At 69.9% G+C, this 20,768-nt stretch carries 21 protein-coding genes and 1 riboswitch; of the genes, 7 read left to right on the forward strand and 14 right to left on the reverse strand.

Going from position 1 to position 20,768, the window contains the following annotated elements:
• Positions 1-16 precede the first annotated feature (16 nt).
• Positions 17-1,375 (reverse strand): O-acetylhomoserine aminocarboxypropyltransferase/cysteine synthase family protein, encoded by a 1,359-nt coding sequence (locus ACSU1G_RS19735; protein ID WP_439281695.1) that lies wholly within the window; start codon positions 1,373-1,375, stop codon positions 17-19.
• A gap of 73 nt (positions 1,376-1,448) precedes the next feature.
• Positions 1,449-1,563: riboswitch (SAM riboswitch) on the reverse strand.
• 170 nt (positions 1,564-1,733) lie between these two features.
• On the opposite strand from ACSU1G_RS19735, the gene ACSU1G_RS19740 reads away from it, so the two are divergent.
• Positions 1,734-2,390: a VOC family protein gene (locus ACSU1G_RS19740; protein WP_439281696.1), complete on the forward strand. Its 657-nt coding sequence runs from the start codon at positions 1,734-1,736 to the stop codon at positions 2,388-2,390.
• A 96-nt stretch (positions 2,391-2,486) separates the two neighbouring features.
• Here ACSU1G_RS19740 and ACSU1G_RS19745 read toward each other — a convergent pair whose 3' ends face one another.
• Positions 2,487-3,380: a CPBP family intramembrane glutamic endopeptidase gene (locus ACSU1G_RS19745; protein WP_439281697.1), complete on the reverse strand. Its 894-nt coding sequence runs from the start codon at positions 3,378-3,380 to the stop codon at positions 2,487-2,489.
• Between the two features lie 61 nt (positions 3,381-3,441).
• Between ACSU1G_RS19745 and zapE the strand changes: the two genes are divergently transcribed.
• The gene (gene zapE, locus ACSU1G_RS19750) at positions 3,442-4,542 is read left to right on the forward strand and encodes a cell division protein ZapE (RefSeq protein WP_439281698.1); all 1,101 of its coding nucleotides are present in this window, start codon (positions 3,442-3,444) and stop codon (positions 4,540-4,542) included.
• Between the two features lie 8 nt (positions 4,543-4,550).
• Here zapE and ACSU1G_RS19755 read toward each other — a convergent pair whose 3' ends face one another.
• Entirely contained in the window at positions 4,551-4,859 is a 309-nt protein-coding gene (locus tag ACSU1G_RS19755; RefSeq protein WP_439281699.1) for a hypothetical protein, read from the reverse strand.
• 233 nt (positions 4,860-5,092) lie between these two features.
• On the opposite strand from ACSU1G_RS19755, the gene ACSU1G_RS19760 reads away from it, so the two are divergent.
• Both ACSU1G_RS19760 and ACSU1G_RS19765 read left to right on the forward strand, forming a co-directional pair.
• Complete coding sequence (locus ACSU1G_RS19760) at positions 5,093-5,557, forward strand: MarR family winged helix-turn-helix transcriptional regulator (protein WP_439281700.1); 465 nt, start codon at positions 5,093-5,095, stop codon at positions 5,555-5,557.
• Complete coding sequence (locus ACSU1G_RS19765; RefSeq protein ID WP_439281701.1) at positions 5,550-6,926, forward strand: MFS transporter; 1,377 nt, start codon at positions 5,550-5,552, stop codon at positions 6,924-6,926. Before ACSU1G_RS19760 ends, ACSU1G_RS19765 begins: the two co-directional genes overlap by 8 nt.
• A gap of 113 nt (positions 6,927-7,039) precedes the next feature.
• Here ACSU1G_RS19765 and gatB read toward each other — a convergent pair whose 3' ends face one another.
• The 4 genes from gatB to ACSU1G_RS19785 form a co-directional block, all read right to left on the reverse strand.
• On the reverse strand, positions 7,040-8,554 hold the full coding sequence (gatB, locus tag ACSU1G_RS19770; protein ID WP_439281702.1) for an Asp-tRNA(Asn)/Glu-tRNA(Gln) amidotransferase subunit GatB: 1,515 nt from the start codon (positions 8,552-8,554) through the stop codon (positions 7,040-7,042).
• On the reverse strand, positions 8,554-10,098 hold the full coding sequence (gene gatA / locus ACSU1G_RS19775; protein ID WP_439281992.1) for an Asp-tRNA(Asn)/Glu-tRNA(Gln) amidotransferase subunit GatA: 1,545 nt from the start codon (positions 10,096-10,098) through the stop codon (positions 8,554-8,556). The genes gatB and gatA overlap by 1 nt, the downstream gene beginning before the upstream one ends.
• A 54-nt stretch (positions 10,099-10,152) precedes the next feature.
• On the reverse strand, positions 10,153-10,449 hold the full coding sequence (gene gatC / locus ACSU1G_RS19780; RefSeq protein ID WP_439281703.1) for an Asp-tRNA(Asn)/Glu-tRNA(Gln) amidotransferase subunit GatC: 297 nt from the start codon (positions 10,447-10,449) through the stop codon (positions 10,153-10,155).
• Positions 10,450-10,532: 83 nt separating this feature from the next.
• Positions 10,533-11,171 (reverse strand): GNAT family N-acetyltransferase, encoded by a 639-nt coding sequence (locus tag ACSU1G_RS19785; RefSeq protein WP_439281704.1) that lies wholly within the window; start codon positions 11,169-11,171, stop codon positions 10,533-10,535.
• A gap of 73 nt (positions 11,172-11,244) precedes the next feature.
• Here ACSU1G_RS19785 and ACSU1G_RS19790 point away from each other — a divergent pair, with 73 nt between their 5' ends.
• Entirely contained in the window at positions 11,245-11,535 is a 291-nt protein-coding gene (locus ACSU1G_RS19790; protein ID WP_439281705.1) for a hypothetical protein, read from the forward strand.
• Positions 11,536-11,555: 20 nt separating this feature from the next.
• Here the strand turns inward: ACSU1G_RS19790 and ACSU1G_RS19795 are convergent, their stop codons facing one another.
• Genes ACSU1G_RS19795 through ACSU1G_RS19805 form a run of 3 tightly spaced genes read right to left on the reverse strand, consistent with a single transcriptional unit; the run spans position 11,556 to position 13,221 of the window.
• Entirely contained in the window at positions 11,556-12,413 is an 858-nt protein-coding gene (locus ACSU1G_RS19795; RefSeq protein WP_439281706.1) for an SDR family oxidoreductase, read from the reverse strand.
• Positions 12,414-12,446: 33 nt separating this feature from the next.
• Positions 12,447-12,842, reverse strand: a complete 396-nt coding sequence (locus ACSU1G_RS19800; RefSeq protein WP_439281708.1) for a hypothetical protein — start codon at positions 12,840-12,842, stop codon at positions 12,447-12,449.
• Between the two features lie 28 nt (positions 12,843-12,870).
• The gene (locus tag ACSU1G_RS19805; RefSeq protein ID WP_439281709.1) at positions 12,871-13,221 is read right to left on the reverse strand and encodes a metalloregulator ArsR/SmtB family transcription factor; all 351 of its coding nucleotides are present in this window, start codon (positions 13,219-13,221) and stop codon (positions 12,871-12,873) included.
• A 145-nt stretch (positions 13,222-13,366) separates the two neighbouring features.
• Between ACSU1G_RS19805 and arsB the strand changes: the two genes are divergently transcribed.
• Together arsB and ACSU1G_RS19815 are read left to right on the forward strand one after the other, a co-directional pair.
• Positions 13,367-14,434 carry an ACR3 family arsenite efflux transporter gene (gene arsB, locus ACSU1G_RS19810; RefSeq protein ID WP_439281993.1) on the forward strand — a complete coding sequence of 356 codons (1,068 nt, stop codon included), beginning with the start codon at positions 13,367-13,369 and terminating at the stop codon, positions 14,432-14,434.
• Positions 14,431-14,883: an arsenate reductase ArsC gene (locus tag ACSU1G_RS19815; RefSeq protein ID WP_439281711.1), complete on the forward strand. Its 453-nt coding sequence runs from the start codon at positions 14,431-14,433 to the stop codon at positions 14,881-14,883. The genes arsB and ACSU1G_RS19815 overlap by 4 nt, the downstream gene beginning before the upstream one ends.
• 318 nt (positions 14,884-15,201) lie before the next feature.
• On the opposite strand, the gene ACSU1G_RS19820 is transcribed toward ACSU1G_RS19815, so the two are convergent.
• Genes ACSU1G_RS19820 through ACSU1G_RS19835 form a run of 4 tightly spaced genes read right to left on the reverse strand, consistent with a single transcriptional unit; the run spans position 15,202 to position 20,766 of the window.
• Complete coding sequence (locus ACSU1G_RS19820; protein ID WP_439281712.1) at positions 15,202-15,666, reverse strand: glutaredoxin domain-containing protein; 465 nt, start codon at positions 15,664-15,666, stop codon at positions 15,202-15,204.
• 4 nt (positions 15,667-15,670) lie between these two features.
• Complete coding sequence (locus ACSU1G_RS19825) at positions 15,671-16,603, reverse strand: inositol monophosphatase family protein (protein ID WP_439281713.1); 933 nt, start codon at positions 16,601-16,603, stop codon at positions 15,671-15,673.
• Entirely contained in the window at positions 16,600-19,131 is a 2,532-nt protein-coding gene (gene ligA / locus ACSU1G_RS19830) for an NAD-dependent DNA ligase LigA (protein WP_439281714.1), read from the reverse strand. Before ligA ends, ACSU1G_RS19825 begins: the two co-directional genes overlap by 4 nt.
• 9 nt (positions 19,132-19,140) lie before the next feature.
• Positions 19,141-20,766, reverse strand: coding sequence for an arylsulfotransferase family protein (locus tag ACSU1G_RS19835; RefSeq protein ID WP_439281715.1), 1,626 nt, complete (start codon positions 20,764-20,766; stop codon positions 19,141-19,143).
• Between the last annotated feature and the right edge of the window lie 2 nt (positions 20,767-20,768).

Here is a 20,768-nt window from a genome sequence, read left to right on the forward strand (position 1 = left end):
GCTGTCGACTCCGTCCCTAGGCACTCACGTCGGCAGCGGCGAAGCCGTTGTCGAGGTCGGCGAGGATGTCCTCGATGCTCTCCACGCCCACGGACAGCCGCACCAGGCCGGGCGTGACGCCGGCGGCGCGCTGCTCGGCCTCGTTCAGCTGGGAGTGCGTGGTGGAGGCGGGGTGGATGACCAGCGAGCGGACGTCGCCGATGTTGGCCACGTGATGGTGCAGGCTCAGCGCGTCCACGAACCGGGCGCCGGCCTCGCGGCCGCCGACGATTTCGAACGACACGAACCCGGCGGGGCCGGCGGGTAGGTACTGCTGGGCCCGCTCATACCAAGGGCTGGAGGGCAGGCCCGGGAAGATCACGGACTCGACCAGGGCGTGGCCGTCCAGGTACTCGGCCACCCGGCGGGCGTTGGACACATGTCGCTCCATGCGCAGGGAGAGCGTCTCCAGGCCCAGGTTCAGCAGGAACGCGTTGAAGGGGCTGATGGCACTGCCGAAGTCCCGCAGCAGCTGCACGCGGGCCTTGAGCACGAAGGCGAGGTTGGCCCCGAGGATGCCGTCCACACCGAGGTCCCGGGCGAAGACGATGCCGTTGTAGGACTCGTCCGGGGTGTTGAACCCGGGGAACTTCTCCGGCTGCGTGGCGAAGTCGAAGGTGCCGCCGTCCACGATCACCCCGGCCATGGCCGCGGCGTGACCGCCGAGGTACTTGGTGGCCGAGTGCACCACGATGTCCGCGCCGTGCTCGATGGGACGCAGCAGGTACGGGGTGGCCAGGGTGTTGTCCACGATCAACGGCAACCCGGCCGCGTGGGCCACGTCCGCGATGGCGCGGATGTCCAGCACGTCCCCGCGCGGGTTGCCCAGGGTCTCGCCGAACAGGGCCTTGGTGTTGTCCCGGATGGCGCCCTTCCACTCGTCCAGGTTGTCCGGGTCCTGCACGAACGTGGTGGTGACTCCGATCCTGGCCAGGGTGTGTTTGAAGAGGTTCTGGGTTCCGCCGTAGAGGGAGGCGGAGACCACGAGGTGGTCCCCGGCGCCGGCCACGTTGAGGATGGACACGGTGGTGGCCGCCTGGCCCGAGGCGAGCAGCAGGGCGCCCACGCCGCCCTCGAGTGCGGCGATCTTGCCCTCCACCGCCTCCTGGGTCGGGTTGCCGATGCGCGTGTAGATGGGGCCCAGATCCTTCAGCGCGAAGCGGTCCGCCGCGACCTCGGCGGACGGGAAGTCGAAGGAGTTGGACTGGATGATCGGCAGCACGGTGGCGCCGTAGGGGTTCTCCTGCGGGATGCCGGCGTGGATCTGCCGGGTCTCGAAGCCCCAGGCGCTGGCATCGGTGGCGTCCGTGGCCGGGGTGGTGGGGGTGTCAGTCAAGTGACGGCTCCTGTCAATCCAGGGCCACCCGCGGGTGCCAGCGGGCGTGATCCGTCAACCCGCTGCGCCGAGGTGGCCGCGCTTGCAGATGCCGGTCGGCACCTGCCTGGTCCTCACCCGGGGCACCCCACCGCGAGCTGGAGGGTTGCCGGCCAGCAAGCCGGGGCTTGATGCTGGCACTCATGACCTCAATCCAGTGTGCCAGATCGGCCCGGACGATTCATCCCCCTACGTCGCAGAGCGACATCAGGGCGACATCAGGGCGACTCGGGGATGAAACCAGGCCAGGGCTGTGAGGTGCGCCACGTTTCAAGTGAGGTTAACCTAACCTGTCCGAGGCCTAAGAAAGTGCGACGATATGCACATGATGCGCTTGGATCACGTCTCGTACGCCGTTGGACCCGAAGAAGGCCTTGCCGCCACGGTGGCCCGTCTCGCCGATGCCCTGGGCATCGAGCGGGTCAAGGGCGGTGTACACCCCCGCTTCGGCACCCGCAACGCGATCTTCCCGCTGCGCAACCGCCAGTACCTCGAGGTCGTTGAGGTCCTGGACCACCCCTCCTCCGTGAAGGCCCCGTTCGGTCAGGCCGTCCGCGCCCGCTCCGAGATGGGCGGCGGCTGGATGGGCTGGTGCGTGGCGGTGGATGACCTCGCCCCGTTCGAGGAACGCCTAGAGCGCCAGTCCGTGCCCGGCAACCGGAAGTTCCCGGACGGCCGCGAGCTGACCTGGCGCCAGATCGGCATCAAGGGTCTCATCGCGGATCCGCAGGTGCCCTACCTGTTGCGCTGGGATGACCACACTGAGGAACTGCACCCCTCCCAGGCCGCCGAGCCCCAGGCCGAGCTGTCCTCGATCACCATCGCCGGCTCCCGGGACCGCGTCCGCGATTGGCTGGGCATGTCCGATCCGGAGGAGATGGTCGGGGACCTCAACGTGGTCTTCGAATCCCCCTCCGGCACCCCGGGCCTGCTCGAGGTCACCTTCGAGACCCCCCAGGGCACCGTCACGCTCTAAAAACCTTTCGTTTTCAGTCGAGTCGGGGGGGGGGGGGGGGGGGGGGGAAAAAACCCCCCCCCCCCGACTCGACTGAAAGCCGGGGGTGAGAACGGATCAGGTCCCGAACAGGCCGGCCGCCGCCAGGAGCGGGTAGGCCACGAATCCTGCGGCGTCCAGCAGGAAGTGCGCCACCACCAGCGGCATCACCCGCCGGTACCTGAGGTAGAACGCCCCGAAGACCAGCCCCATCAGCAGGTTGCCGATACCCGGCCCCACCCCCTGATACAGGTGGTACGCGCCGCGCAGCACCGCACAGAGCACCACCACGGCGGTGGGATTCAGGGGAACGACGGCGCCACTCACCCAGCTGCGCAGCCCACCTTTCGCTCCGGTCGGGTCGACGGATGTACTGACGGGCAGGACCGGCTGCGCCCCGGCCCGCAGCTGCTGCAGGTAGCCGAGCCGGTCGAACAGCCAGGCCACCACGATCACCTCCTCCAGCAGTCCGTGGCGCAGCGCGGAGAACAGCAGCACCGGGGTGGTCCACCAGTACTCGTTCAGCGCACTGCCGACGATCGCCGTGGTGAGCCCCGCGGCCCGGCCGGCCGCGTAGACGGCCACGGTGCCCAGGCCCATGGCGAGGAACAACCCGATCCCCCACGCCGCGTCCCGGCCCGGACGCCGGAAGTCCAGGCCGAAGGCACGGAACGGGTCGCGCCCACGGATCCACACCAGGTGCAGCACCAGCAGCACCGGCACCAGGGCGAAGCCGATGTCCAGCAGCTGATAGGTCAGGTCGAAGAACTGCCGGTCATCCAGCGCCGGGTTCAGGGTGGTGGTCTGTCCGGACAGGGGCGCCTGCGTCCACTTGTCGATCAGGTTGACGAGCGCGTAGACGGCCGAGCGGCCCAGGGACAGCGCCAGCACGATCACGATCTCCCAGCGGACGGTGCGGGCCGAGGGCGGGACGGTCTGGGCGGGCGGGGATGGCCGGGCGGTGGTGGTCACCGCACCAGTGTAGGAACCCCTGCTGGCCGGCAACCCCACCCGGCCGCGCTAGCGTGGATCCATGACCTCCGCCCCGAGCCCCGACGACGTCGCCACCGCCCGGGCGGGCGGTGGCCACGGAGGCCTCGTGGCGCGCCGGGCCCATCCGGTGAGCGGCCGGCGCAGGGCCCGGGATCCGTGGCCGCGGCTGCGGGAGGCGGTGCTGCTGGAGGCGCTCCAGGCCGGAGGGAAGGTGCTGGACGCGGGCCAGCGGCAGACCGTGCGGCTGCTGACCGGAGGATCCGGCACGGTGGGCCGCGGGGTGTACCTGCACGGCGGGGTCGGGCGGGGCAAGACCTGGATCGCCGGCCAGTTCTTCAACGCCCTCGAGGTGCCGAAGATCCGGCTGCACATGCACGCGCTGCTGGGCCAGGTGAACCAGGTGGTGGCCACGGCCCAGGCCGGGACCCCGATCGGGATCGACGACGCGGTGCAGCACCTCATCGGCGACGCGCGGCTCGTGTTCATCGACGAGTTCCACGTGCATGATGTGGGCGACGCCATGCTGTTGCGCCGCGTGGTGCCGGGGCTGCTGGCCCTGGACGCCGGGTTGCTGCTGACCTCGAACTACCCGGCGGCCGAGCTGCTGCCCAACCCGCTGTTCCACCACACGATGGCCCCCGTGATCGAGATGATCCAGTCACACCTGCGCCAGTGGCGGATCCCGGACGGCGTGGACTATCGGCCGCTGAACGCCGGGACCGGAGGTTTCGCCGCCGGCTCCTGGACGACGGCGGCCGGTGCGGCGGGAGCGGACGCCGCCGGGCCGGCGTCGGTCCCGGTGGGGTTCAGTGGGACCCGCTCCCTCGAGGTGACCGCCGCCGATCCGGTCACCGGGGAGCTGGTGGCGAGTTTCGCGCAGCTGTGCGAGGCGCCCGTGTCCGTGCAGGACTACCTCGGCCTGACGCGGACGTTCTCGTACTGGACGCTCACGGAGGTACCGGGGCCCGAGGAGATCGGCCCGCAGGCGTTCCAGCGCCTCGCCTTCCTGGTGGACGTGTTGGTGGATGCGGACCTGCGGTTGGACGTGACGGCGTCCATGCCGCTGGACGAGTGGGCGCGGGCCGAGCGGCTACCGCGGGATTCCGGCCGGTTCCTGAGCCGGCTCAGCCTGCTGGGGTGACCGGAGCCCTACACGAGGTCCCTGGGGATGCGCCGATGCCAACTCTGTGAATACACGCGGGGGTCCCCCCGCTGGGCGTCCAGCTCGTAGGCATCCAGGTTGGCGTCCACCACGAATTCGGTCGGGGTCGAGGTCAGCACCGTGTTGGTGGTGACCAGCGCCCCCCAGTCTGTGCGTTCCACGCGGCGCACGGTCTTGATCTCGCCGCGGACGGAGTTCACGTCATTCCAGCGGAAGCTGTACCATTCCTCGGTTCCGCGCCGGAACTCGGTGTCCGTGTCCTCGTCCCGGCGGCGCCGCACCGGTCTCCAGCTCATGGCGCTGGATCCAGGTCATGCCCAGGACGTGGATGTTCTTCGCTGCCATCACTCACAACCTCTCGTCGGAGTCGGCTCGGGGAGAGCCTGCCTGCCACGGTAGGCACGGCAGTGGCCCAGACACCATCCGGCACCCGATCGCCACCTGGGTGGCACCTGTGCGGCACTGGTGCATCGTGTGGCGATCCCCATCTCCGCAAGCAACTTGATCAAGTTGCTTGTAGGGTTTGAGGATGGCTACCGACCCGCATCCTGACCCGCTGGCCGATTCGGCGCCGACCGCGGAACTGTTGGAGTCCCTGCAACCGATCCTGCGGCGGATCCTCGCCGAACGCACGCTGTCGCCGGGCAAGATGGGCATCCTGAGGCACGTGGCCGAGAACGGCCGGGCGAGCACCGCAGAGCTCGCGTCAACCGTCCAGGTCAGTCCCCAGGCCATCTCGCTGGCCACGCGGGAGCTCGAGGGCCTGGGCCTGATCCGGCGCGTCCCGGACGAGACGGACCGCCGCCGGATGTGGGTCCACCCCACCGAGGCCGGGCGTGGCCGGCTCGGCGAGGAGACCCTGGCCGGCCGTTCCTGGCTTCATCAGGTCATCCAGGATCGCCTCACGCCGGCCGAACGGCAGACCCTCACCCACGCCATCCCGGTACTCCGCAAGCTCACCGCCGCCGTTGACTCCGAGCCGCCCCGTGGTTGAGACCCGGCGCCTGGAGCCGGCGCTGATCTACGCCGCCCTCTCGACGGCTGTGGTCAGCTCCCTGGGCATGCTCCTGGTGCCCACGATCGCCGAGGCCATGGGCGTGACCGTGAGCACGGCCCAGTGGATGCTGACGATCAACCTCCTCGTGGGCGCCATCGCGACCCCCGTGATGGGCCGGCTCAGCGACGGACCGCGCCAGAAACGGCTCCTGATGATCTCCCTGTCGGTCATCCTGCTCGGCTCGGTGGTAGCTGCGCTGGCACCGAACTTCACGGTCTTCCTCATCGGACGGGCCCTGCAGGGACTGACCTACGGCATCGTTCCGGTGACCATCGCCCTGGCCCGCCGGTGCCTGCCCGCCGCCAGGGTCCAGACCGCGATCTCCGGGCTGTCCGTGACCGTTGCCACCGGACTCGGCATCGGCTACCCGCTGACCGGGATCATCGCCGGACTCCTCGACTACCGGTTCGCCTTCTGGTTCGCCGCCCTCTTCGTGGTCACGGCCCTCACGGTGGTCGCCCTCGTGGTACCGGGCCACCCAGACGGCGAGACACCCAGGACCCCCTTCGACCTGACCGGGGCCCTCCTGTTGGGCGCCGGTCTCGGAAGCCTGCTGCTGGGCATCAGCGAGGGCCCCACGTGGGGCTGGACGGCACCGTGGACGATCGTCGTCCTCGTGGTCGCCGTCGCCGTGCTGGCGGTGTGGGTCCGTTGGTCCCTGCGCGTGCGCCATCCGTTGATCAACCTGCGCGTCTTCGCCCACGGCGAGGTCCTGTTGGCCAACGGCTCGGCCATCGGTCTCGGCGCCGCCATCTACATCGGCCTCTCGGTCTCCAGCCTGGTGGCCCAGGCTCCGGCCGATACCGGGTACGGACTCGCCATGCCGGTCTTCTGGGCAGGGTTCGTCATGCTGCCGCTGTCCGTGGGCAGTTTCCTGGCCAACCGGATCGTCCGCCGGGTCTCCCGGCAGGTCCCGCTCACGGCGCTACTGCCGATCGGGGCGGGACTGACCGCCGCCTCCGGCACCCTGCTCTGGCTGGCCCACACGCAGCTGTGGGAGGTACTGCTCGGCATGTTCCTGTTCGGGCTGGGCATCGGCTCCAGCTATGCGGCCATGCCGGCTCTGATCGCCCGGAATGTGGCCGCAGAAGGACTGGGCAGCTCAGTCAGCTTCAACCAGGTCCTGCGGACGATCGGCAGCTCCTTCGGCACCGCCGTCTCGGCCGCGATCCTCGCCGTCACCGCCGCCCCTGACGGCCAGACCACCGATGCGGGCATCACCGGCACCTTCGGGCTCGGAGCCGTCCTGTGTCTGGCGGTGTGCCTGGCCCTGGTCACCCATGCCGTGGTGCGCCGCGTGAGGTGAGAGCCGCCGCACGCTCCCCGGAGACTCAGCCCCAAACGACCGTTGACCCGTCCATCTCCGGGGCATGAGCACGTGATGCTCGCGGGGATGGACGGGTCAACGAGGGGGTGCGGCTACTCGGTGACTCCCAGCTGCTCCATCACGATCTCGCGCACGCGGGCGGCATCGGCCTGACCGCGGGTGGCCTTCATGACGGGGCCGATCAGGGCACCGATGGCCTGCAGCTTGCCGGCCTTGATCTTGTCCACCACGCCGGGGTTCTCGGCGATGGCGGCCTCGACCGCGGCGTTCAGGGCACCGTCGTCCGAGACCACGGCCAGGGAGCGGGCCTCGACGATGGCCTTCGGGGAGCCCTCGCCCTCGGCCACGAAGCCGAGGACCTGCTTGGCGATCTTGTCGTTGATCGTCTTCTCGGCGATCAGCGTCTCGACCTCCACCACGTCTGCGGGGGTGACCCCCAGCTCGGCGATGTCCTTTTCTGCGAGGTTGGCCAGACGGGCGATCTCGCCCATCCACCACTTGCGGGCGGCTGCGGCCGAGGCACCGGCCTCGATGGTCGCGGCGATCTCGTCCATCACCCCGGCGTTGACGACGTCCCGGAACTCCTCGTCCGAGAAGCCCCAGTCCGCCTTCAGGCGCCTGCGGCGATCTGCCGGCGGCTCGGGCAGTTCGGCCCGCAGGCGCTCGATCCACTCGGCGTTGGTGTGGATCGGCACGAGGTCCGGCTCCGGGAAGTAGCGGTAGTCATCCGCATCCGACTTCGGACGGCCGGAGGTGGTGGTGCGGGTGGCCTCCTGCCAGTGGCGGGTCTCCTGGGTGACGGTGCCGCCGGAGGACAGGACCGCGGCCTGGCGCTGGATCTCGAACGTCACCGCGTGGGCCACGGCCCGGGTGGAGTTGACGTTCTTCGTCTCGGTGCGGGTGCCGAACACGGTGGATCCGTGGGGCATCAGTGAGACGTTGGCGTCGCAGCGTACATTGCCGCGTTCCATCCGGGCGTCGGAGATGCCGAGGTTCTTGACGATGTCCCGGATCTGGGTGACGTAGGCCTTGGCCAGTTCCGCGGCCCGTGCGCCGGCCCCGGTGATCGGCTTGGTGACGATCTCCACCAGTGGCACGCCGGCACGGTTGTAGTCCACCAGCGAGGAGGCTGCGTCCTGGATGCGGCCGGAGGCCCCACCCTGGTGGGTCAGCTTGCCGGCGTCCTCCTCCATGTGCGCACGCTCGATCTCCACGCGGAAGACCGTGCCGTCCTCGAGTTCCACGTCCAGCCAGCCGTCGTAGGCGATCGGATCGTCGTACTGGGAGGTCTGGAAGTTCTTCGGGGTGTCCGGGTAGAAGTAGTTCTTCCGGGCGAAGCCGCAGACCTCCGCGATCTGGCAGTTCAGGGCCAGGCCGAGCTTGATGGAGTAGTCCACGGCGGTGCCGTTGACCACGGGCAGCACGCCCGGCAGGCCGAGGTCCACCGGGGTGACGCTGGTGTTCGGCTCGGCCCCGAAGCCGTTGGGGGCCGAGGAGAACATCTTGGTCTTGGTGTTGAGCTCCACGTGGACCTCGAAGCCGAGCACCGGCTCATAGGCGGCCATGGCCTCGTCGAACGTGAGCACCTCATCGGTGACGGCGGCCATCAGTTCTCTCCTCCTGCAGTGGTGGGGGTCAGTTCCGGGGCCTGAGCCCAGAACGGGGTGCCCCAGGACTGCTCGAGGCGGGTCTCCAAGGCTGCGGCGGCGCGGTACATGGTGGCGTCCCCGCGGGCCGGGGCCAGGAACTGGATGCCGACGGGGAGGCCTTCGGACAGGCCGGCAGGCACCGAGATGCCCGGGATGCCGGCCAGGTTGGCGGGGATGGTGGCCACGTCGTTGAGGTACATGGCCAGCGGGTCATCCAGCTTCTCCCCCAGGGGGAAGGCGGTGACCGGCGACGTCGGCGAGACCAGCACGTCGACCTGCTCGAACGCCGCGTCGAGGTCGCGCTGGATCAGGGTCCGGACCTTCTGGGCGGAACCGTAGTACGCGTCGTAGTATCCGGCCGAGAGGGCATAGGTGCCCAGGATGATGCGCCGCTTGACCTCGTCGCCGAAGCCGGCCGCACGGGTGGCGCCCATGACCTGCTCGATGGTGCCGCCGCCGTCGGGAACCACGCGGTTGCCGTAGCGCACGCCGTCGAACTTGGCGAGGTTGGAGGAGACCTCCGAGGGCATGATCAGGTAGTAGGCGCCCAGGGCGTAGCCGAAGTGTGGGCAGGAGACCTCGGTGATCTCGGCGCCGGCCTCCTTCAGCACCTCCACAGCCTCCTGGAAACGGGCCAGCACGCCGTCCTGGTAGCCCTCGCCCCGCAGCTCGGACACGATGCCGATGCGCAGGCCTTTCAGCTCGCCGTTGCGGGCGGCCTCCAGCAGTCCGTCCATCGGCTCGGGCAGCGAGGTGGAGTCCTTGGGGTCATGGCCGCCGATGAGCTCCTGTAGGGCCGCGGCGTCCGCCACGGTGCGGGTCACGGGGCCCACCTGGTCCAGGGAGGAGGCCATGGCGATGACTCCGTAGCGGGAGACCGCGCCGTAGGTGGGCTTGGCGCCCACGGTGCCGGTGACGGCGCCGGGCTGGCGGATGGAGCCGCCGGTGTCCGTGCCCAGGGCCAGCGGGGCCATGAAGGCCGCCACGGCAGCGGCGGAGCCACCGCCGGAGCCGCCGGGGGTCCGGTCCAGGTCCCAGGGGTTGCGGGTGTCCCCGAAGGCCGAGTGCTCCGTGGAGGAACCCATGGCGAACTCGTCCAGGTTGGTCTTGCCCAGGATCGGCAGCCTGGCAGCGCGGATCCGCTCCACCACGGTGGCGTCATAGGGACTCATCCAGCCCTCGAGCATCTTCGAGGCGGCGGTGGTGGGCTGTCCCACCGTGACGATGAGGTCCTTCACCGCGATCGGCACGCCGGCCAGCGGGTGCAGGGCTTGGGCGTCGGCGCCACCGGCGGCGCGGATGGCGTCCACCTCGGCGGCGACGGCGAGCGCCTCCTCCGTGTTGACGTGGAGGAAGGCGTGGATCCCGCGGCTGCCACCCCGGCTGGAGCCGTCGGAGCCGTCGGGACCGTCGGCGGCACCGTCCACGGCGGTGATGCGGTCCAGGTGCGCCTGGGTCAGGGCCACGGAGGTGACGTCGCCGGCACGGAGCCGTTCGGCCATCTGCAGGGCGGTCAGCCGGATCAGTTCGTCGGTCTTCTGCTCAGCCACGTCCGATCACTCCCCGTCCAGAATCGCGGGGACCTTGAACTGGCCGTCCTCGGCGTCCGGTGCCATGGCCAGCGCCTGCTCCTGGGTCAGCATGCCCGTGGGCACGTCCTCACGGAAAACGTTCTGCAGCGGTATCGGGTGGGACGTGGGAGGCACGTCCGCCCCGGCGACTTCGCTGACAGAGGCGATAGCATCCATGATGACGTCGAGCTCCCCGGCCATGGTGGCCAGTTCGTTCTCGTCCATCCGGATGTGGGCCAGCCGCGCCAGATGCGCGACGTCCTCACGGGTGATGGCAGACATGAAACTCCTGCGGTTGAAGCGGGGTGGGTGGTTCGGTCACCCAGTCTAGTGCGGCGGCCGGCACCCTCCGGATCAGTACGGGCTCAGAGAATGCGGCGGTAGACCCAGTACAACGGGTCGTCACCGTCCGTGGGCTGTTGGCCGATGTCCGAGAGGCGCCAGTCCCGCTCCGGCACCCGCACGAACCCCTCGGTCTCGTAGAGTCGGTGCGCCCCGGCCATGGTCATCATGGTGGTCAGCACCACGGCGTCCACGCCCTCGAGTTGTTCGGCCCGGTCGATCGTGGCCCGCACCAGGGCGCGGGCCACCCCGCGGCGCTGGACCCCCGGGTCCACCGCGAGCATCCGGAACTCCAGTTCGCCCTCGCGCGCGGTCTCGGACATCGGCATCCCCGGCAGGGTCAACACCACGGAACCGGCGACGACGGCCCCCGCCTCGGTCTCCACCTCGCCGACCAGCACCCTGGCCTGGCGGGCCCGGTGGGCCACGTCCTGCAGGTGCTCGATGTACTCGTCCGCCGGGTCGATATGACCACCATCCACATAGGAGTTCACCGTGAGGTGGGCGATGGCCTCGTGGTCAGACTCCCGCGCATCCCGGACGGTGACCCCTTCAACGCGGGAGGACGGCTGAGGCCAGCCGGCGGACCGAAGGGCCGGGTGCAGGTCCGCCGTGGGGTCAGCAGTGAGGTCAGCGGGGGCGTGGAGATCGTCATGCGGCACGGCAGAGATCCTACGCCGCCCCTCGAGGCCGCCGGGTGCGGTCTCGGGTAGCTTAGATAGCACACTAACTATTGTGACCGTTCGGGCCCGTCGGCACCGCGACGAGGACACATCGAGAGCGAGCATCATGAGCGGCAAGGCCTACTCCGTGACCTCCGACAGCACCGGCCTGGGCTTGGGCTTCCGGTTGCGCTGGCGTCTGGCCTACATGGTCACCTTCGTCACCGGTTCCGCCAGCCGGCAGGGCACGCTGGATCCGAGTGCGCAGTTGCGCCTGGACCGCGCACGGCGTCTCCTCGCTGGCTACGAGGCGCAGGGCACCGAGCCCCCGGTCGCACTGACCCGGCTCGTCCGCGGGACCTGAGAACCGAGCGCCCCCCGGCATCAGCCCCGGCGGGCGTGCAGGAACGTCCTGAAGTCCACCGGCGCCGTTCCGGTCACCCGCTCGATGTCCCCGCTGACCACGTCCAGCTCGCCCGCGGCGATGGCCGTGTAGGTCGAGACCCAGGCATCAGCCTGCCAGGGCGGCGGGTTCCAGGCCTTCCGGGACTCGTAGGCCTCCTCCACGGTCTCGTCCTGGAAGCGCACCGGGTGCCCCTCCACCTCGGTGATGATCCGGGCAACGTCCTCGAAGGTCAGGGCCTCGGGGCCGGTCAGCCGGTAGGCGTGCCCCTGATGCGGCGCGGGGTCGCGCAGGATGTGGGCTGCCGTGCGGGCGACGTCGTCGTGGGCCACGAAGGCGCACCGGCCCTGCCCGGCCGGACCGCGGATGATCCCGTCCTGACCGACCACGCCACGGGCCACATCCATGTAGAAGCTGTCCTGCAGGAAGGTGTACGCCATCCCCGAGGCCGCCAGGTCCACCTCGGTGTCCGCATGGGTCCGGGCGAAGGTGAAGGTGGCCTCCGGGCTCGCCCCGAGGAAGGAGGTGTAGACCACGTGCCGCACCCCGGCGTTCGCGGCCGCCGCCACGAACTCCTCATGCTCGGCCTCCCGGTCCTCGGATTCGGAGGCGGAGACCATGAACACGGTCCCGACGCCGGCCAGGGCCTCGGTGACCGCGTCGCCGTCCCCATAGGGCGCCCGGTGCACGGTGGCGTTCGGCAGCTGCGGCGCCTTCTCCGGTGTGCGGACCAGCAGACGCAAGGGCACCTGGGCGTCGGAGAGCAGACGGGCCACCCGCCCGCCGAGTTGGCCGGTGGCCCCGGTGACGGCGATAGGCGCTGGGATCTCAGGGGTCATGAACTCACCTTAGGCCTCGCAGCACGGGCCGTCCTAGCCCAGGATCATCGGGAGCAGCGAGAGGGCGAATCCACACAATCCCGCCCCGGCGATCGCGCCGCCCAGGGCCAGGCACACAGCCGTCAGTGGCCGGCGGGCCTCCAGCCGCATGCGGGACGGGTCACGGCGGCTGACGTAGGCCACGCAGTCCTCCCGCCCGAACAGCCGGCCACGCTCGGCCCGGTGGAGGCTTCGCCCGTGGAAGTCCCCGGCCGCGAACCAGCGGGCCAGGACCATCCGGGGTTGCTGCACCACGACGATCTCCACGGGGACGAAGACCGCATCAGCCGAACGCATCAGGAGGCCGAACAGCAGCAGTGGCACCCCGGCGATCAGTCCGATCCACGCGAGGACTTCCCCCGCCATCCCGGCGCCGTCGATTCCGTTCACGGTCCAAGATTAGTCGCATCCGGCGGTGTCAGCCGATCTCGAGCAGGCCGCGCAGGGTGGCAAAGGCCTCGGGGACCACGGTGTAGTGCGCCCACTTGCCGCGTTGCTCCCGGGTGAGCAGGCCGGCGTCGACCAGCTTCTTCATGTGGTGACTCACGGTGGACTGACTGATGCCCAGGTCCTCGGTGAGGTCACATCCACAGACCGCCTCGCACCCCTGGGCCGCCACATGTGAGAGCAGGCGCAGGCGCATGGGATCAGCCAGGGCCTTGAAGCGCTCCGCCGAGCGCTGGGCATCCCCCACACCCAAGGGGCCGCTCGACAGGGAGCAACAGCCGTCGGCCGAGCGGTCGAGGTTCACAGAGGTGGTCAGGGCCATGCCAGCATCTTACATTGACGCTCATCGATATGTCCCGCTAGTCTTCACTTCGACCTTGATCGATATGAAAGCGGGCCGCACCGTGAGTTCCCCGAGTCCGACCACCACCTCACCCGTGGCTCAACCACAACCCGTGGCGCAACAGATGTCCTTCCTGGACCGCTGGCTGCCGGCCTGGATCCTGGTGGCCATGGCAGTGGGCCTGGCCCTGGGCCGGTTCATCCCGGGTCTGGACACGGCGCTGGAAGCGGTGAAGATCGGTGAGGTCTCCCTGCCGATCGCCATCGGCCTGCTGGTGATGATGTACCCGGTGTTGGCCAAGGTCCGCTATGACGAGACCCACCGGGTCGCCGGGGACAAGCGCCTGATGGTCACCTCACTGGTGCTGAACTGGCTCGTGGGTCCAGCCCTGATGTTCACCCTGGCCTGGCTGATGCTGCCGGACCTGCCCGAGTACCGTACCGGGCTGATCATCGTCGGCCTGGCCCGGTGCATCGCCATGGTGTTCATCTGGAACGATCTGGCCTGCGGTGACCGGGAGGCCGCCGCCGTGCTGGTGGCCATCAACTCCGTGTTCCAGGTCGTGGCCTTCGGCGCCCTGGGCTGGTTCTACCTGCAGGTGCTGCCCTCCTGGCTGGGACTGGCGACCACCTCGGCCGACTTCTCCGTCTGGGCGATCGTCCTCAGCGTCCTGATCTTCCTCGGCATCCCGCTCCTGGCCGGCTTCCTGACCCGCCACTTCGGCGAGAAGGCCAAGGGCCGCACCTGGTACGAGGAGACCTTCCTGCCGCGGATCGGCCCCTGGGCCCTGTACGGACTGCTGTTCACCATCGTGCTGCTCTTCGCCCTGCAGGGCGAGGCCATCACCTCCAACCCGTGGGACGTGGCGCGGATCGCCTGGCCCCTGCTGACCTACTTCGTGCTGATGTTCAGCATCTCCCTGATGGCCTCCAAGGCCGTGGGCCTGAACTACGCCAAATCCACCACCGTGGCCTTCACCGCGGCCGGCAACAACTTCGAGCTGGCCATCGCCGTGGCCATCGGCACCTTCGGCGTCACCTCCGGCCAGGCCCTGGCGGGCGTGGTCGGCCCGCTGATCGAGGTCCCCGTGCTCGTCGGCCTCATCTACGTCTGCCTCTGGGCCGGCCGCCGGCTCTTCCCCGGCGACCCGACCGTTCCCACCGCCCCCTCCATTGATCGGCTCCCCGCATGAACACCGAACACCCGACCACGTCCACCCCCCAGCCCTCGGTACTGTTCGTCTGTGTGCACAACGCCGGCCGCTCCCAGATGGCCGCCGCCTACCTCCAGCACCTCGCCGGCGGCCGAATCGAGGTCCGCTCGGCCGGCTCCGAACCGGCTGACACCGTCAACCCGGCGGCCGTTCAGGCCATGGCCGAGGAGGGCATCGACATCAGTGCCCACCGTCCCCGGGTCCTCACCACGGAGGCGGTGCAGGACTCCGACGTGGTCATCACCATGGGCTGCGGGGATGTCTGCCCTTTCTTCCCCGGCAAGCGCTACGAGGACTGGACGTTGGATGACCCGGCCGGCCAGGGCATCGATAGTGTCCGACCCATCCGCGACGACATCAAGACCCGCATCCAGAGGCTCATCGCAGAGCTGCTGCCCACCCCCGTTCGAGGGGACCACCATGCCTGAGACCACCGTGCGCGAGACCACCATCCGGTGGGGCACCGCCCCGGCCCCCACTCGACGGTCCCGCCCGTCGGTCAGTCCGCCGTCCTACCCGCCGGCCGGTCCACTTCTTGTTGTTGAGTCCCAGATGTTGAGTCCCGTCCCGCCGAATGAAGGACCAACGATTGGTCCCCCCAGGCCACACTGAGCCCACCCAACAGGCTCCAGAGCGGCAACTTCGGCCCTCATACCGGCAACTTCGCGGAGGCCGGGGACCAATCGTTCGGCGCGCCGGTGTAGGCCGCCGCTCAGGCCAGTGCAGACCTTCGCTCGGGCCACCCCTCACACCGCGGGCTTGGAACGTCCGATCACGGCCTTGGCCCTGCCGTAGGTCTCGGCGTCCTTGGCCACGAAGTGCCCGTCTGAGGTGACCACCGTGGGCACGGTCTCATGACCGTGGTGGTATTGGCCGACGCGGGCGGCGGACTCTGGATCGGCCCAGATGTTGACCCAGTAGGGCACGCTCCGGCCCTGGGAGCCCAGTTCACGGATGAGGCGGGCGCAGAACTGGCAGCCGGGGCGCCAGTACACCACCACTCCCCCGGCGGTCAGATGCTCCTCCACCCCGGAGACGGGGCGGGACTGCACCTGGGTGGTGGAGACGAAGCGCACCGCGGAGAACAACAGGATGGCCGCGGCCACGTAGTTCAGCGGCCCCCGGCCGATCAGTCCCCAGACCACAAACAGCGCGCCGAGGGCCAGCATCATGGCGGGCAGGAACCAGGCCCGGGCGAAGAGTCGGCGCATGGCCTCAGCTCCCCGCAGCCTGGCCGGGGGCCGGTCGCGGGAGGTGGAACTCCCCGGCCGCCCAGGACGGGTCCAACACCCCGGCCACCGTCCAATCCGGGTGGTTCGTCCCGTCCCCGGAATCGGGCCGCCGCACCGGCGCCCCGGCCTCCTCGGCAATGAGGACCCCGGCGGACCAGTCGTGCTCCTGGATGCCGAACTCGGCGTAGGCGTCCAGCGTGCCGTCCGCCACCATGCACAGGTCCAGGGCGGCCGAGCCGATCCGCCGCAGGTCCCCGAAGTGGGGCAACAGCTCGGCCAGGGCCCGCAGCTGGAAGTCGCGGCGCTGGCCCGCATACCCGAAGCCGGAGGCCAGCAACCGCCCGGAGCGGCCGACGATCGGCCCATGGATCCGCACGGGTTCTCCATCCAGTCCGGGCCCGTCCACGGTGGAGAAGGCCCCGCTGCCGGCGGCCGCATACCAGGTCCGGCCCAGGGCGGGCGCGACGACGGCCCCCGCCAACCAGCGCACCTCGCCCGCGGCGTCGGTCGCGGCGTCGGTCGCGGCGTCGGTCGCGGAATCAGGAGCCTCCGGGCCGGCTGGGCCGGCTGGGCCTTGGACCGCCACCGAGGTGCAGAACTGCGGCACGCCGCGGATGAAGTTGGTGGTGCCGTCCAGCGGATCGATCGACCAGCGGAAGCCCGAGGGATCCGCCGGCTCCGTGTGTCCATACTCCTCACCCGAGATCGCATCGTTCGGGCGGTAGGCCGTGATCACCGCGCGCACCGCCTGCTCGGCCCGGCGGTCGTAGTCCGTCACCCAATCCGAGCCCGAGGACTTGGTGACCGCTCCGAGCGAGTCCTGCGTGGCCGGCGTCGGGCCCAAGGTCCTCTCCGCCAACACCGCGGCTCCGGCCCGGGCCGCGGCCCGGGCCACGGCGAGCAGTCCCTGACTCATGATGCGTCCTCCTCTGGTTCCTGCGCTGGTTCCTGGTCTGGTTCCGGCGGCCCCTCGGCCAGCAGTGTCCGGAAACCCTCCTCGTCCAGCACGGTCACGCCGAGGGATTCGGCCTTGTCCAGCTTCGTCCCGGCGTTCTCCCCGGCCACCACGTAGTCGGTCTTCTTCGAGACCGAACCGGAGGCCTTGCCACCGCGGATGATGATGGCCTCCTTGGCGGAGTCACGGCTGAAATCCTCGAGGGATCCGGTCACCACGATCGTCAGACCCTGAAGGGTGCGTGGGGTGTCCGCGTCCTGCTCGTCCTCCATCACCACGCCGGCCGCGTGCCAGCGTCCGACGATCTCCCGATGCCAGGGTTCGGCGAACCAGTCGATCACGGCCTCGGCGATGATCGGTCCCACGCCGTCCACATCGGCCAGGCGCTGCTGGGCAGCGGCGTGGGACCCCTCGGCCGCCGCCTCGTCACCACCGTCCGCCGCGCCGGTGGCCTCGGTGGCCAGTGCCTGCAAGGCCTGCAGGGAGCCGAACGCGGTGGCCAGGGAGCGGGCCGCGGTCGGGCCCACGTGGCGGATGGACAGGGCCACCAGCACGCGCCAGAGCGGCTGGGTCTTCGCCTTGTGCAGCTCCTGGAAGAGCCGGCGGGTGTTGGCGGTGGGCTCGGACGGTTTCTTGGCGGTGCCCTGGGTCCAGAAGTACGGCTTGAGTTCCCATGCACCGGAGGGTGCCATCTTGCCGGTCTCCGGGTCCCGGGCGCGCTTCTCCCGCCAGACCATGACCTCGGCCAGTCTCGCCTGGATCTCGGACAGCTGCTCCGGATCGTAGGGGTCCTTGAGGTTCTTCTGCTCCGTGTCCGAGAGCTCGAAGAGCTGGGCGTCCTCGGTGATGAGGCCGGGGCCTTCGGGGCGGACCTGCTGGTCGTTCTCCGCCGGGTCCGGGCCCGGGCCGTTCGTCAGCCAGAGGGCGGCCTCCTCGCCCAGCGCCTCGATGTCGAAGGCCCCGCGGGAGGCGGCATGCTCGATCCGGCCGGTGAGCTGGGCCGGGCAGGATCGGGCGTTGGGACAGCGCAGGTCCACGTCCCCCTCCTTGGCGGGGGCCAGGGCGGTGCCGCAGGAGGGGCAGTCGGCGGGCATCACGAAGGGCCGCAGCTCGCCCTCTCCGATCGGTCCGGCCGCGGCGTCGCCCGGGACCTCCTTCTTGCCCTCGCGCAGCGGCATCACGGGTCCGACGATCTCCGGGATGACGTCCCCGGCCTTGCGCAACACCACGGTGTCCCCGATCAGCACGCCCTTGGCCTGGACCACGTCCTGGTTGTGCAGGGTGGCCATGGAGACGGTGGATCCGGCCACCAGGACCGGTTCCATCACGGCGTAGGGGGTGACCCGGCCGGTGCGGCCCACGTTGACCCGGATGTCCAGCAGCCGTGTGTGGACCTCCTCCGGCGGGTACTTGTAGGCCGCCGACCAGCGGGGCACGCGCGAGGTGTGACCCAGTGCCCGCTGCAGGGCGAAGGAGTCCACCTTGACCACGATGCCGTCGATCTCGTGGACCAGGCCGTGACGCTGGGCACCGTTGTCCTCGATGAACTGCAGGATGCCGGTGTCATCGCCCCCGTGGCCCTCGAGGGTGTCCACGATCCGCGTGTACGGACTGGTGGGCAGGCCCCAGGACGCCAGCAGTTCGTAGGTGCCGTACTGCGACTCGGCGTCCAGGCCCGTGTGGGCACCGATGCCGTGCACGAACATGCTCAGGGGCCGTTTGGCCGTCTCGGCGGGGTCCTTCTGGCGCAGGGAGCCGGCCGCGGAGTTGCGGGGGTTCGCGAACGGTGCCAGTCCCTCGCCCACCCGCTGCTCGTTGAAGGCGCGGAAGTCCGCGCTGGGCATGAAGATCTCCCCGCGGACCTCCATCTCCGCCGGCCAGCCGGAACCGGCGAGCTGCTGCGGGATGTCCTTGATGGTCATCACGTTGTGGGTGACGTCCTCCCCCGTGGTGCCGTCCCCGCGGGTGGCGGCCCGGACCAGGACGCCGTCCCGGTAGAGCAGGTTCACGGCCAGGCCGTCGATCTTGACCTCGACCAGCCAGCGGGGTCTCGTGCCGGGGGCGATCTTCTCGATCGAGGCGGAGGTCTTCTCGTACCAGGCGCGCAACTCCTCGATGGAGAACAGGTCGTCCAGGGAGTACATCCGGGCCAGGTGGGTGACCGGGGCGAAGGCGGTTGAGACCTCGCCACCGACCTCCTGGGTGGGCGAGTCGTTGGACACGATCTCCGGGTGCAGCGCCTCGAGGTCCTCCAGGCGGCGGTAGAGGGCGTCGTACTCGGCGTCCGAGACCTCCGGCGCATCATTCTGGTAGTACGCCGTGCGGTGCTTGCGGACCACGTCCACGAGGTCCTCGTACTGCTCCCGCAGGGCCTCCGGGGGGATGTCCTTGGACTCCGGCTGGACGGCGGAATCGACGTCGGGGTCGATGTTCGGGTCGATGTCCGGGTCGGTGTCCGGAACCTCGGGGGTGGTCTGCTCGGTACTCACCGGTCCAGCCTAGCCGCGTGCTGCGGCTCCGGTCCCGAGGACGGCACCCTCGGCGTCCAGTGCTTGAACGCCGGTGTAGGCGGCGTCCGCGGCGGCCGCAGGCACCGGGATGGCCGTCTCGAAGCCGTCCCGGTCCACCGTGGACTGTTCCGTGGCGCTGGCTGCGTCCTGACCTGTCACGAGCCGCCACCGGGCCACCTCGGTGGCCCCGTTCCAGGAGACGAAGGCGACCGGGCCGCCGTCGTGCTCCTCGCCGCCGTCCTGGACCACCACATCCGGGTCCGTGGCCGGATGGCCGGTCCAGTCGAACCGGTAGGCGCGGTAGCTGCCTCCGCCGCCCTCGAAACCGGCCCCCATGCACTCGTCACCGTGGCAGACGTCGTAGATGAGCTCACCCGCCCCGGTGTACTCGGAGTAGTGGGGGCGGGCACCCCAGCCGATCAGCATGTTGCCGTTCGGCAACTGCTGCGCATTGGCCATGGACCCGGCCTCGCGCTGGGCGGGCGGGAGGTACTCGGTGGCCACCTCGGCGGTCATCGCCTGCTCGTCCAGACGCAGGCGCAACCCCCGGGAGGATTCGTCGCCGGCACCGCCGTGGGCGTGGTTGTCGAACAGGGTCAGGGTGCCGTCCGGGCGGCGGTGCGCATCATGTTGCCACGCGAAGGTGGCACCCTCACCCATCTCGAAGTCGCTGGCCGAGCCGCCCAGGGTCCAGTCCACCGCCCCGGTGGTGCGGTCGATCCGGTACACCGCGTTGGTGTGCCGGGCGGAGACCAGCAGGGAGCCGTCTGCGTCCTCGGTGATGGAGTTGATGTGGAAGTAGTCGAAGGGTTCGGCCTCGGTACCCAGTTCCGCCGGCTCCTCGCCGTCCCCGGCGTCCTGATCCACCTCATCCTGTTCCTCGTCGAAGTCGAGCATCGTCTGGTGCAGCGGGACGTGGTCGATCGCGCTCCATTCGAAGAGCACGTCCCCGGTGGCGATGTCGATCTCCTGGATGACCGCGTCCTGGAGATGACCGTCCTCGGGGCCGCCCAGCTCGCTGAGGTCTGCCGGGGTGGGGTGGTAGGCGGCGATCAGCATGGTGTGCTCGCCGGTGATGGTGGTGTCATGGAAGTCCGCGTGGCCGGGCCCCAGGGTGCCGCCGGTGGTGACCCGGGCGATCTCCTCATAGGACTGATCGAGGATGCGGATCTCGCCGTCCCCCATCCCGCCCTCGCTGGAGCCCGAATACACCGTGAGCACGGGTTCCCCCCGGTACTCCTGGACCCGCAGGTCGAAGGGATCGTCCTCCCTGTCCTCGTCCGAGGCGGGTTCCATCCACACGAGCTCGCCGGAGGCGTCGAGGATGACGGACCCGTCCTGGGGTGTCTCGGATCCGTAGTTGGGGCTGATGAAGGTCAGCTCGTCCGTGTCCCCGTACTCCTCCGTCCAGGCCGGGCCGTGGGTGATCTGGACGGCAGGCGGCTTCAGGTCCGGCCGGCTGACGAACTCCTGATGCGGTATCGGCTGCTTGTCAGGCAGCACCTCCTCCACCAGGCCGCAGGACGAGGCGGCCAGGATCATGGCACCCGAGACGGCTACTGCGCCGAACACCCGGGCGGCTCGGCCCCGGCGTGAATGCTGCCGCGCACCCATGG

It is taken from the genome of Microbacterium sp. A93, from assembly GCF_051842835.1.

Bases quoted from the DNA above. Each gene is read 5' to 3' on its own strand.
- ACSU1G_RS19740 (WP_439281696.1), top strand. From the start codon at position 1,734: ATGCACATGATGCGCTTGGATCACGTCTCGTACGCCGTTGGACCCGAA.
- ACSU1G_RS19815 (WP_439281711.1), top strand. From the start codon at position 14,431: ATGAACACCGAACACCCGACCACGTCCACCCCCCAGCCCTCGGTACTG.
- gatB (WP_439281702.1), bottom strand. From the start codon at position 8,554: ATGGCCGCCGTCACCGATGAGGTGCTCACGTTCGACGAGGCCATGGCC.
- zapE (WP_439281698.1), top strand. From the start codon at position 3,442: ATGACCTCCGCCCCGAGCCCCGACGACGTCGCCACCGCCCGGGCGGGC.
- gatA (WP_439281992.1), bottom strand. From the start codon at position 10,098: ATGGCCGAACGGCTCCGTGCCGGCGACGTCACCTCCGTGGCCCTGACC.
- ACSU1G_RS19795 (WP_439281706.1), bottom strand. From the start codon at position 12,413: ATGACCCCTGAGATCCCAGCGCCTATCGCCGTCACCGGGGCCACCGGC.
- ACSU1G_RS19820 (WP_439281712.1), bottom strand. From the start codon at position 15,666: ATGCGCCGACTCTTCGCCCGGGCCTGGTTCCTGCCCGCCATGATGCTG.
- ACSU1G_RS19835 (WP_439281715.1), bottom strand. From the start codon at position 20,766: ATGGGTGCGCGGCAGCATTCACGCCGGGGCCGAGCCGCCCGGGTGTTC.
- ACSU1G_RS19760 (WP_439281700.1), top strand. From the start codon at position 5,093: ATGGCTACCGACCCGCATCCTGACCCGCTGGCCGATTCGGCGCCGACC.
- ACSU1G_RS19755 (WP_439281699.1), bottom strand. From the start codon at position 4,859: ATGAGCTGGAGACCGGTGCGGCGCCGCCGGGACGAGGACACGGACACC.
- gatC (WP_439281703.1), bottom strand. From the start codon at position 10,449: ATGTCTGCCATCACCCGTGAGGACGTCGCGCATCTGGCGCGGCTGGCC.
- ACSU1G_RS19805 (WP_439281709.1), bottom strand. From the start codon at position 13,221: ATGGCCCTGACCACCTCTGTGAACCTCGACCGCTCGGCCGACGGCTGT.
- arsB (WP_439281993.1), top strand. From the start codon at position 13,367: ATGTCCTTCCTGGACCGCTGGCTGCCGGCCTGGATCCTGGTGGCCATG.
- ACSU1G_RS19825 (WP_439281713.1), bottom strand. From the start codon at position 16,603: ATGAGTCAGGGACTGCTCGCCGTGGCCCGGGCCGCGGCCCGGGCCGGA.